Source organism: Amycolatopsis sp. NPDC047767, from assembly GCF_040704195.1.
In the GTDB taxonomy this organism is placed as follows: Bacteria; Actinomycetota; Actinomycetes; order Mycobacteriales; family Pseudonocardiaceae; genus Amycolatopsis.
The window spans coordinates 1-7,325 of record NZ_JBEYSJ010000057.1 but is presented as its reverse complement, the minus strand read 5'-3'; the positions used below and the strand labels follow the sequence as shown (position 1 = coordinate 7,325).

The 7,325-nt window shown below is 69.5% G+C and carries 6 protein-coding genes; 5 read left to right on the top strand and 1 reads right to left on the bottom strand.

Features of this window, described 5'->3' with window-relative positions:
* The first annotated feature begins 139 nt into the window (after window positions 1–139).
* Both AB0878_RS47350 and helR read left to right on the top strand, forming a co-directional pair.
* Window positions 140–388 carry a hypothetical protein gene (locus AB0878_RS47350; protein WP_366589747.1) on the top strand — a complete coding sequence of 83 codons (249 nt, stop codon included), beginning with the start codon at window positions 140–142 and terminating at the stop codon, window positions 386–388.
* Window positions 389–542: 154 nt separating this feature from the next.
* Window positions 543–2,726: an RNA polymerase recycling motor ATPase HelR gene (gene helR, locus AB0878_RS47345; protein ID WP_366589745.1), complete on the top strand. Its 2,184-nt coding sequence runs from the start codon at window positions 543–545 to the stop codon at window positions 2,724–2,726.
* 896 nt (window positions 2,727–3,622) lie between these two features.
* Here the strand turns inward: helR and AB0878_RS47340 are convergent.
* Window positions 3,623–4,120 (bottom strand): Lrp/AsnC family transcriptional regulator, encoded by a 498-nt coding sequence (locus AB0878_RS47340; RefSeq protein ID WP_366589742.1) that lies wholly within the window; start codon window positions 4,118–4,120, stop codon window positions 3,623–3,625.
* 311 nt (window positions 4,121–4,431) lie between these two features.
* On the opposite strand from AB0878_RS47340, the gene AB0878_RS47335 reads away from it, so the two are divergent.
* From AB0878_RS47335 to AB0878_RS47325, 3 genes are read left to right on the top strand one after another with little or no spacing between them, the layout of a single operon-like run.
* Entirely contained in the window at window positions 4,432–5,973 is a 1,542-nt protein-coding gene (locus AB0878_RS47335) for an APC family permease (protein ID WP_366589740.1), read from the top strand.
* Between the two features lie 15 nt (window positions 5,974–5,988).
* On the top strand, window positions 5,989–6,786 hold the full coding sequence (locus tag AB0878_RS47330) for a thymidylate synthase (protein WP_366589737.1): 798 nt from the start codon (window positions 5,989–5,991) through the stop codon (window positions 6,784–6,786).
* Window positions 6,783–7,241 (top strand): dihydrofolate reductase, encoded by a 459-nt coding sequence (locus AB0878_RS47325; RefSeq protein WP_366589734.1) that lies wholly within the window; start codon window positions 6,783–6,785, stop codon window positions 7,239–7,241. Before AB0878_RS47330 ends, AB0878_RS47325 begins: the two co-directional genes overlap by 4 nt.
* Window positions 7,242–7,325: the final 84 nt, after the last annotated feature.

The following is a 7,325-nucleotide window of genomic DNA, read 5'->3' as shown; positions in this document are numbered from 1 at the left end:
GACCGGGCGGTTGGCTGGCGGGCACTGACCAAGCGCGACCGGCGGGGCTGACCGGGGCAGCTGACTGGCGGGGCTGACCAAGCGCGACCAGCAGGGCTGACCGGGCGATCGGCTGGCGGCGATAACCGGCCGACGAGCTATGGCCTGCCCGCTGGATGGCCGCCGCAGCATGGTCAACGACGGCAAGCACACCACCATGTTCGTCGACGGTTGCCCGCTGCTGCGCAACCCGAAGACGCCCGCCAACGGCCTGGCCAACCCGGGCGGCGGCTGGTTCGTCGGCGCGTACGCCTACGGCAGCAAGGTGGAGCAGGGCTTCTACGGCCTGCTGGGCGACGTGCGCGTGGTCGAGCGCGCCTTGCCCGTCCGCGATTTCCTGCTCGGCTGAAAGCCCGGAAAAGGCGCCCTGAATCTCGAAGGGGCGGCTTTTTCATGCCCGAAAGATCCGACTTGACAGGACCCGGACAATAAAAAATCGGCGCTCACGTCAAAACCACTGGTGAACGCCGAACCTGATATCAGGATAAACGCTGTGAGGGAACTTGTCAAATCAGGGGTACGACGAGGAATTGCAAGCGGAACGCGCATACGTCGCGTCGCTCTACGATCGGCTCGCCGCCGAGCGGGAGCGGGCGAACGGCGCGCATGTCAAGGCACTGCGGGAACCTGGCCACCTGTTGTGGGAGCGTGACGTCCAGGCCGCCCAGCGCGCGAAGGCCGTCGCGCAGCTCGACGTGGCGTACAACGGATTGTGCTTCGGCCGTCTCGACGCCCTTTCCGGTGAGCGGACGTACCTGGGCCGGCTCGGCATTTTCGACGAGGACAACGACTACGAACCCCTGCTCGTGGATTGGCGCGCGCCGGTCGCGAGCGCGTTCTACTGCGCCACCGCGGCGTCACCCGAAGGAATGGCACGACGCCGGCAGTTCCACACGCGGGGACAGCGCGTGGTCGATTTCACCGACGAATTCCTCGGCGACAGCGGCGGGACCAGGGGCGATGCCGCGCTGCTGGCCGCAGTCAACGCGCCTCGCGGCGACGGGATGCGCGACATCGTCGCGACGATCCAGGCCGAGCAGGACGAGATCATCCGGCTGCGGCACCCGGGCGTCGTCGTGGTCGAGGGCGGGCCGGGGACCGGAAAAACGGCCGTCGCGCTGCACCGCGTCGCGTACCTCCTGTACACGAAGCGCGAGCGGTTGCAGCGGCGCGGCGTGCTCGTCGTCGGGCCGAGCCCGGCGTTCCTCGACCACATCAGCCGCGTGCTGCCGTCGCTGGGTGAGACCGACGTTGTGTTCCAGACGCCGGGCGACCTCGTGCCCGGGCTGAATGTGACGGCCGAGGACGAGCCCGAGCTGCAGCGCATCAAGGGGTCGCCGGCGATGCTCGACGTGCTGGTCGCGGCCGTCGCGGATCGGCAGGAGCTGCCTTCGGAGCCGGTGCCGGTCGAGCTGACGGACGGCCCGGTGGTGCTCGACGCGGACGTCGCGCGTGCGGCCCGCGACGAGGCCCGCGCGACCGGGCTGCCGCACAACGAGGCGCGGCCGGTGTTCCGCGAGGCCGTCCGGCGGGGGCTGGCGGAGCGCGCGGTGGATCGGATCGGGGAAGGCTGGCTGTCACCGTCGGACGGCATGCGGACGGAGCTGCGCGCCGAAGTGCTGGCGGAGCTGGCGGATCACGAGCAGCTCGCGTCGGCGCTCGACCGGCTGTGGCCGTTGCTGACGCCGCGCCGGTTGCTCGCGCAGCTGTACTCGTCGCGCTCCCGCGTCGCGGCGGCCGGCGGGGCGCCCGCGCTGTACCAGGCGCGCGGCGCGGCGTGGACGGTGTCGGACGTGCCGCTGCTGGACGAGGCCGTCGACCTGCTCGGTGAGGACCGGTCGGTGGAGCGGGCCGCCATGCGACGCGCTCGCGTCGAGGAGAACTACGCCGCCGGTGTGCTCGACGTCCTCGAGGTCGAGGAGACGATGGACGACGAGGAGCAGCTCACCGCGGCCGACCTGCTGGACGAGCGCGCGCTCGCGGAGCGTCACCGAGAGCGCGACAACCGCGCACTCGCCGAGCGCGCTGCGGCGGACCGCGACTGGACGTATGGGCACGTCGTCGTCGACGAGGCGCAGGAACTGTCCGAAATGGACTGGCGCGTGCTCATGCGGCGTTGTCCCAGCCGGTCGTTCACGATCGTGGGCGACCTGGTGCAACGGCGTTCGGCGGCCGGCGCGCGATCGTGGGCGGAGGTGTTGTCACGCTACGTCGCGGACCGGTGGGTTTTCCGACCGCTCACGGTGAACTACCGGACGCCGGCGGAGATCATGGCGGTGGCAGCGCGGCTGCTGGCGGAGTTCGCGCCGGGAGTGCGGCCGCCGGAGTCGGTGCGTTCGTGCGGGGTGTCGCCGTGGTCGCGGCGGGTTTCTTCGTACGACTTGGCGATTTCTGCCTTTGTCGACTCGGAGGCTTCACGCGAGGGCACGAGTGTGGTGATCGGGCCGCCGGGCGTGGCGGGCACGGTGCCGCCGTCGGCGACCAAGGGCCTGGAGTACGACGCGGTGCTCGTCGTGGACCCCGCCGGCATCCTCGCGGCGAGCTCCCGCGGGGCCGCGGAGCTGTACGTCGCGCTCACCCGCGCAACGCAACGGCTGGGCATCGTCCACGACGGGCCCCTTCCGGCGGTGTTGCGCGCAGCGGTGCCGGAGGGTGGTGGTCGGGTGAGCCATCGACGTTATGTGTGAAGGGCAGTGGTGGCCCGACGTTGTTGTGCCGCTCGGTCTTTGACGAGGGTCGGTGACGTTGTTTCGGAAGACGGCTCGGTGCCGGCGTGGTGGATTCCGGCCATCAGATATCAGATCTGGTGTCCGGCGTTCGGCCGCTTCCGCGCCGGTGCCGTGGCGGCCCCGAGTTGTCCACAGCCCACCTGCAGAAGGAGCACCTGTCCACAGATTTTGTTTTCCCCCGTTTTTGGGGCCATGGGGCGATAAGCTGGGACGGGGATGGCCCCCTGGGGAGGGCGGGAGTTCCGGCAAAGTCGTGGGTCCGTGTGAGGTCCCTCGGATCTGCGTGAATTTCTGTCTCGTGCGCCGGATCCGCGGGGCTGGCGTGGTGTGCGGCATTCAGTGGCGACGATCCTGGCGCGGGCCGAGGTGGCGGGATTCGGAGCTGCCAGATCGGCCTCGGACGAAGCGACGGTTCGCCGGGTGATGGCGCGGACGCCGTGAAGGTTGTTCTCTGTGTGCCACTGGCTGCGGACGTAGCAGCCGATACGACCGGGGGTGCGCTCGGCGGCCGGTGAGGGCGGTGACGCTGAGCGCAGTGTGGGTGGTGTTGTCCGCCGGCGCGCCGGGTGGTGTGGCGCTCAACGACGAACGCGCGGGTGGCGTACGAGAAATAAATCGGGTAGCCGAGCACATCCCCGAGTGGCGTCGATCGGGTGATGCGGTGTTCGCACACGGCATGCCGGGAGGGCAGGGCTGTGTGTGGTGAGGGGGAAGGGCTGCAAACAAAGGAAACCAGCCGCGCACACAGCGAAAGCGAGACAGTCAGCGGCACCTCGCCAAAACCCCTGGCACAGCGACCCAGCAGCCCGGAAATGAGGCGGGGACCCGGCCTCACCCGAGAAACACCGGCAACCTCAGACGGTCAGGTTGCCCCACGCGTAGTTCTGCTTGGCCAGCTTCAGGTACACGAACAGCTCCGTGGAGGTCACCCCGGGGATGGGGCGCACCTGGTCTCCCAGGACGGCCAGCAGGTGGTCGTCGTCGCGGCAGATCAGTGAGGCCAGGAGGTCGAAGCGGCCGGCGCAGAGGACGACCTGGTGGACGTCGGCGAGGTCCGACAGGCGGTTGGCGACCTCGCGCGGGTCGCCGCTTACGGTGATGCCGATCATGGCCTGGCGGGTCAGATCGACGTTTTCGGGGGCCGTCACGGCGACTATCTGCATCATGTCGTCGCGAAGCAGGCGTTGGACGCGCTGGCGCACGGCGCCCTCGGAGAGTCCGACTGCTTTGGCCAGTGCGGTGAACGAGGCGCGACCGTCGCTCTGGAGTAGGGCGATCAAGGTTCTGTCGGTGCCGTCCAACGCCTTCGGTGTGCGTTGCTCCTCGACCTTCGTACGGTTTCCGTCACCCATGCCGTCCCTCCCTGTGTTTCGGCATGTGATTCCTTAGGCGCGCAGCGTATCTGCCCCCGCGCCCGAACAGGAGTCGGTTTCGGGATTCACGCGATTCGCCGGATGGGTCGACAGCGACGCCGAAATCAGTGGTCAAGGCGCCGTTGAGGTGATGTTTTCGGCGCGCGGATGTGCGCCGGCGCACACGGGGTGCCGGGTCTGGGCTCCAAACCGGTACCGTCTGGCGGCCGTGAGAGGCCCGGAAAGACCCGGAAGGCCTAGCGAAACGCAGCGGCTCCGACCGAATCCCACCCCCATAAGGAGGACCGGCCATGTCCGAAGCCGTCGCGCTCGGCGCCCACCCCGCCCCTTCCGTGCCGGCCAAAGGACTCCGGACAGGGGCTCTGGGCATGGTGTCCGCAATGGTGATCGGAATGTCGTCGACGGCCCCGGCGTACTCGATCGCCGCGACGCTCGGGTTCATCGTGCTCGCGGGCGCCGGCTTCAAGGCCGCCGCGTTCATCCTGCTGTCGTTCATCCCCGTCCTCTTCGTGGCCGTCGCGTTCCGCGAGCTCAACACGGCCGAACCCGACTGCGGCACCAACTTCACCTGGGCGACGCGCGCGTTCGGCAGCCGCGCGGGCTGGATGACGGGCTGGGTGGTCACGGTCGCGCAGCTGCTGGTGATGAGCAGCCAGTCGGCGCTCACCGGCCGCTACACGCTGCTCCTGCTGGGCGCCGACAGCCTGGCGGACAACCGCGCCGTGACCACCGCCATCGGCTGCGCGTGGCTGCTCGCCCTCTGCTACCTGTGCTACCGCGGCATCGAGGTGTCCGCGCGCGCCCAGTGGATCCTGCTGGGCATCGAGCTCGCCGTGCTCGTCGTCTTCTCGATCGTCGCCCTCGTCCGCGTCTACGACGGCAGCGCCGGGCCGCAGGCGAGCCACCCGCAGTGGAGCTGGCTGTGGCCCAACGGCGTCGGCCTCGGCACGGCGGTCTCGGCCGTGCTGCTGGCCGTGTTCATCTACTGGGGCTGGGAAAGCTCGCTGTCGGTCAACGAGGAGTCGGCCGATCCGCGCCGCGCGCCCGGCCGCGCCGCCGTGCTCTCGACCGTGCTGCTGGTGCTCAACTATCTGCTCGTCACGGTCGCCGCGCTCGCGTTCGCCGGCGTCGGGGAGGGCGGCATCGGCCTGGGTAACGAGGCCAACTCCGAAGACGTGCTGGCCGGCCTCGGCGGCGCGGTGTTCGGTGACTCCGGGCTCGGCAAGGTGATGGGCCTGCTGCTCATCGTCTCCGTCCTCACCAGCGGCGCCGCCACCAGCCAGGCGACGATCATGCCCGCCGCGCGCACCACGCTGTCGATGGCCAGCCACGGCGCGCTGCCCAAGGTCTTCGGCCGCGTGCACCCGCGGTACCAAACGCCGTCGGTCTCCACCTGGACGTTCGGCCTCGTCTCGCTCGTGCTCTACGTGCTGCTCGCGGTGTGGAGCGACAACGTGCTCTCGGACTCGGTCGACGCCGTCGGCCTCACCATCGCGATCGAGTACACGATGACGGCGCTGGCGTGCGTCTGGGTGTTCCGCAAAACGCTGCTGGCCAGCCTGCGCCACTTCGTCCTGCGCGGGGTGCTGCCGTTCGTCGGCGGGTTGTTCTTCCTGACCGTCCTGGTGCTGGCGGTGATCGAATACGCGAAGCCGGACGCAGGTGAGACCACCGTCTTCGGCATCGGCGGCGTCGCGGTGATCGGGGTCGTGTCGATCCTGATCGGGTTCCCGCTCATGTTCGCCGTGAGCGGGGCGTGCCGTGAATTCTTCGCCGGCCGGAGTCTGTCCCGCGGTTCGGTGCCGCGTGACGGCGAGTCGATCGAGGCCTGATTTAGGCTGGTGGGCATGCCGGACACACAGTACGAAGACCTGCTCCGCCACGTGCTCGACACGGGCGCGGTCAAGCAGGACCGCACCGGCACCGGCACGCGGTCGATCTTCGGTCACCAGCTGCGCTACCGGCTGGCTGACGGCTTCCCGCTGGTCACGACCAAAAAGGTGCACTTCCGCTCGATCGCCTACGAGCTGCTGTGGTTCCTGCGCGGCGACTCCAACGTGCGCTGGCTGCAGGACAACGGCGTCACGATCTGGGACGAGTGGGCGTCCGCCGAAGGTGACCTCGGCCCGGTCTACGGCGTCCAGTGGCGCTCGTGGCCGACCCCGGACGGCGGCCACGTCGACCAGCTCGCCGAGCTCCTGACCACGCTGCGGGAGAATCCCGACTCGCGGCGCATGATCGTGTCCGCGTGGAACGTCGCCGACATCCCGCGCATGGCGCTGCCGCCGTGCCACGCGTTCTTCCAGTTCTACGTCGCCGACGGCGAGCTGTCCTGCCAGCTCTACCAGCGCAGCGCCGATCTGTTCCTCGGTGTGCCGTTCAACATCGCCAGCTACGCCCTGCTCACCCACATGATCGCCGAGCAGGTCGGCCTGCGCGTCGGCGATTTCGTGTGGACCGGCGGCGACTGCCACATCTACGACAACCACGTCGACCAGGTCCGCACGCAGCTCTCGCGCGAGGCCCGGGAGTTCCCGACGCTGAGCCTGAAGCCGGCGGACAGCCTGTTCGACTACACCTACGACGACATCGTGATCGACGGCTACGACCCCCATCCCGGCATCAAGGCCCCGGTGGCGGTGTGATCGGCCTGATCTGGGCGCAGGCCGCCAACGGGGTCATCGGCCGCGACAACGAGCTGCCGTGGCGGCTGCCGGAGGACCAGAAGCACTTCCGCGAGACGACCACGGGCGCGGCCGTGCTCATGGGCCGCCGGACGTGGGAGTCGCTGCCGCCGCGGTTCCGGCCGTTGCCGGGGCGGCGCAACCTCGTGCTGTCGAGCACGCCGCAGGAAGGCGTGGAGACGTTCCCCGACCTGGCGCAGGCGTTCGCCGCGGTGTCCGGCGACGTGTGGGTGATGGGCGGCGAGGCCGTGTACCGGGCGGCGCTGCCGTTCGCGGACCGGATCGTGGTCACGGAGATCCAGGAGCACTTCGAGGGCGATACGTACGCGCCCGAGGTCGGCCGGCCGCCGGACTCGACCGGCGAGTGGCTGGAGTCGTCGACGGGGCTGCGCTACCGGTTGCTGACCTGGGGCTAGGTGTGATGTCCAGGGAGGTTGGTCAGCCGGGTGATCGGTGGGTGGCCTCCGACGGCGCTGTGGGGTCGGTGGTGATTGTAGAAG

Excerpts from the sequence above, each read along its gene's own strand:
- AB0878_RS47350 (WP_366589747.1), top strand. The coding sequence starts at position 140 with ATGGCCTGCCCGCTGGATGGCCGCCGCAGCATGGTCAACGACGGCAAG.
- AB0878_RS47340 (WP_366589742.1), bottom strand. The coding sequence starts at position 4,120 with ATGGGTGACGGAAACCGTACGAAGGTCGAGGAGCAACGCACACCGAAG.
- AB0878_RS47330 (WP_366589737.1), top strand. The coding sequence starts at position 5,989 with ATGCCGGACACACAGTACGAAGACCTGCTCCGCCACGTGCTCGACACG.
- AB0878_RS47335 (WP_366589740.1), top strand. The coding sequence starts at position 4,432 with ATGTCCGAAGCCGTCGCGCTCGGCGCCCACCCCGCCCCTTCCGTGCCG.